The organism is Micromonospora maritima (assembly GCF_902825405.1).
GTDB lineage: Bacteria > Actinomycetota > Actinomycetes > Mycobacteriales > Micromonosporaceae > Micromonospora > Micromonospora maritima.
Window position 1 is genome coordinate 1 of the sequence record NZ_CADEAU010000554.1, and the last position, 3270, is coordinate 3270.

Consider the following 3270-nt stretch of genomic DNA (forward strand, 5'->3'; position numbering starts at 1 on the left):
GCTGGTGGCCGCGCTGGCCACCGCCGTCCCGCTCCCGGCCGCCGCCGCGCCCGCCGACGCACAGGCCGCGCCCGCGTTCAACTACGCCGAGGCGCTGCAGAAGTCGCTGTTCTTCTACGAGGCGCAGCAGTCCGGGCGCAAGCCCTCCTGGAACCGGGTCTCCTGGCGCGGTGACTCGGCGCTCACCGACGGCGCCGACGTCGGCGTCGACCTGACCGGCGGCTGGTACGACGCCGGCGACCACGTGAAGTTCGGCTTCCCGATGGCGTTCAGCGCCACCATGCTCGCCTGGGGCGCGGTCGAGTACCGCGACGGGTACGTCGCCTCCGGTCAGCTCACCCACCTGCTCAACAACCTGCGCTTCGTCAACGACTACTTCGTCAAGGCGCACCCCGCCCCGAACGTCCTCTACGGACAGGTCGGCAAGGGCGACGACGACCACAAGTGGTGGGGCCCGGCCGAGGTGATGCCGATGGCGCGGCCCGCGTACAAGATCGACGCGAGTTGTGGCGGCGCGGACCTGGCGGGGGAGACGGCGGCCGCGATGGCCGCGTCGTCCCTGGTGTTCCGCCCCACCGACGCCGCCTACGCGGACAAGCTGCTCGGCCACGCCAAGCAGCTCTACACGTTCGCCGACACGGTGCGGAAGAGCTACCACGAGTGCATCACCGACGCGACGAGCTTCTACCGGTCGTGGAGTGGCTACCAGGACGAGTTGGTCTGGGGCGCGATCTGGCTCTACCGGGCCACCGGCGACGCCACCTACCTGGCCAAGGCCGAGAGCGAGTACGACAAGCTCGGCACCGAGCCGCAGTCGACCACCCGCTCCTACAAGTGGACCATCGCCTGGGACAACAAGCAGTTCGGCGCGTACGTGCTGCTGGCCAACCTGACCGGCAAGCAGAAGTACGTCGACGACGCCAACCGGTGGCTCGACTACTGGACCGTCGGCGTCAACGGGCAGCGGGTGCCCTACTCGCCCGGCGGGATGGCGGTGCTCGACTCCTGGGGCGCGCTGCGCTACGCCGCCAACACCGCGTTCGCCGCGCTCGTCTACAGCGACAAGACCACCGACACCACGCGCAAGGCGCGCTACCACGACTTCGCCGTCCGCCAGGTCGACTACGCGCTCGGCGCCAACCCGCGCAACTCCAGCTACATGATCGGGTTCGGCGCGAACCCGCCGCGCAACCCGCACCACCGCACCGCGCACGGGTCCTGGTGGGACAGCCAGACCGTGCCCACCGAGACCCGGCACGTGCTCTACGGCGCGCTTGTCGGCGGCCCGTCGGCGGCCAACGACGCGTACACCGACAGCCGGTCGGACTACGTGATGAACGAGGTGGCCACCGACTACAACGCCGGCTTCACCTCCGCGCTGGCCCGGCTCACCAACGAGTACGGCGGCAGCCCGCGCGCCGGCTTCCCGTCCGCCGAGACGCCCGACCTGGACGAGTTGACCGTGGAGACCACGGTGATGCAGGCCGAGCCGCGCGCCACCGGGCTCAAGGCGATCGTCTACAACAAGTCGGCGTTCCCGGCCCGGGCGCTGACCACCGGTAAGTTCCGGTACTACTTCCGGCCCGACGGCACCGGCCCGGTGACCGTGACCCCCGGCTACACCCAGGGCTGCCCGTCGCCGTCGACCGCGAAGCAGTTCTCCGGCGACATCTGGTACGTCGAGGTCGACTGCACCGGCTACACCATCGCGCCGGCCGGTCAGTCGCAGCACCGGATGGAGGTCCAGTTCAAGATCGGGGTGCCGGAGGGTGGCACCTGGGACCCGACGAACGACCCGTCGTACCAGGCCACCGCGGGGCCGAACCGCAAGGTGCCGCTGTACTCCGGCGGCGTGCGCGTCTGGGGCGAGGAGCCCGGCCCGGCCACTCCGGACACCACCGCGCCGACCGTGCCCGGCACCCCGGTCGCCTCCGCCGTCACGTCCACCGGCCTCACCCTGACCTGGCCCGCCTCCACCGACACCGGCGGCAGCGGCCTGGCCGGCTACGAGGTGACCCGTGCCTCGGCCGGCGCCGACCCGGTCGTCACCGCCTCGACCGGGGCCACCCTCGCGGTGACCGGGCTGGCCCCTGAGCGGACGTACCAGTTCACCGTGCGGGCGCTCGACGGCGCCGGCAACCGGTCCGCGTCGTCGGCTGCCGTCAGCGTCACCACGCCGGCCGCGCCGGCGCCGGACACCACCCCGCCGACCGCGCCCGGCACGCCCACCGCCTCCGCAATCGGCCCGACCGGCCTGACGCTGACCTGGGGCCCGGCCACCGACGCCGTCGGCGTCACCGGCTACCGCGTCTACCGGGGCGGGACCGTCCTGGTCGGCTCCACCACCGGCACCACGCTGGCGGTGACCGGGCTGACCGCCTCCACCGCGTACACCTTCACCGTGGTCGCGGTGGACGCGGCCGGCAACGTCTCGCCGGCGTCGCCGGGCGTCACGGTGACCACCACGGCCCCGCCGACCGGCGGCGGCTGCGCGGTGACCTGGACGGCGAACACCTGGGACACCGGGTTCACCGCGAACATCACGGTCGCCAACACCGGCACCACCGCGATCAACGGCTGGACGCTGGCCTTCACGTTCCCGAGCGGCGGCCAGAAGGTCGGGCAGGCCTGGTCGGCGAACGTCACCCAGACCGGTGCGGCGGTGACGGCGTCGAACCTGTCCTACAACGGAACCCTCGCGCCGGGCGCGTCGACGAGCTTCGGCTTCAACGGCACCCACGCCGGCGCCAACCCGAAGCCGACGGGCTTCACCCTCAACGGGACGGCCTGCGCCGTCTCCTGAGCGCCGGTCCGGCGGGCGTGGTCGGTCACCGTATCCGGATGGCCGACCACGCCGCGCCGCCGCTCGCGCGGCATCGGCCGGACCCGGCGCACACGTTTCCGAAACTTTTCCGAAACCTGTTGTCCCGGACCGAGGCCCGATGCAAGCATTGACTTTGATCTATCTTTGACCAGGGCGTCCGGTCGTCCGCACTCCCGACGACCTGGGTGTGGGCCAGTGAGGAGGCCAAGGTGGCAATCAGCCCATCCGTTCCCCGTGGCGGGAACAGGCGGCGGCGGTCGCCCGCTGTCAGAGCGCTGCTCGCCGGCGTGGTCGGCGTCGTGACGACCGCCGCGGTCGCGGTCGTGATGCCGTCGGCGAACGCCGCCGCGAGCACGCTGGGCGCGGCGGCGGCGCAGTCGGGTCGGTACTTCGGCACGGCGATCGCGGCGGGTCGGTTGAGCGATTCGACGTACAGCACGATCGCG

At 72.1% G+C, this 3270-nt stretch carries 2 protein-coding genes; one reads left to right on the forward strand and one right to left on the reverse strand.

What is annotated here, in order from left to right; translation table 11 throughout:
- Position 1 precedes the first annotated feature (1 nt).
- On the forward strand, positions 2-2803 hold the full coding sequence (locus HUW36_RS28895; RefSeq protein ID WP_425487275.1) for a glycoside hydrolase family 9 protein: 2802 nt from the start codon (positions 2-4) through the stop codon (positions 2801-2803).
- A gap of 25 nt (positions 2804-2828) precedes the next feature.
- Here the strand turns inward: HUW36_RS28895 and HUW36_RS35335 are convergent.
- On the reverse strand, positions 2829-3270 hold a 442-nt coding region (locus HUW36_RS35335; RefSeq protein ID WP_174531014.1), incomplete at its 5' end, for a hypothetical protein.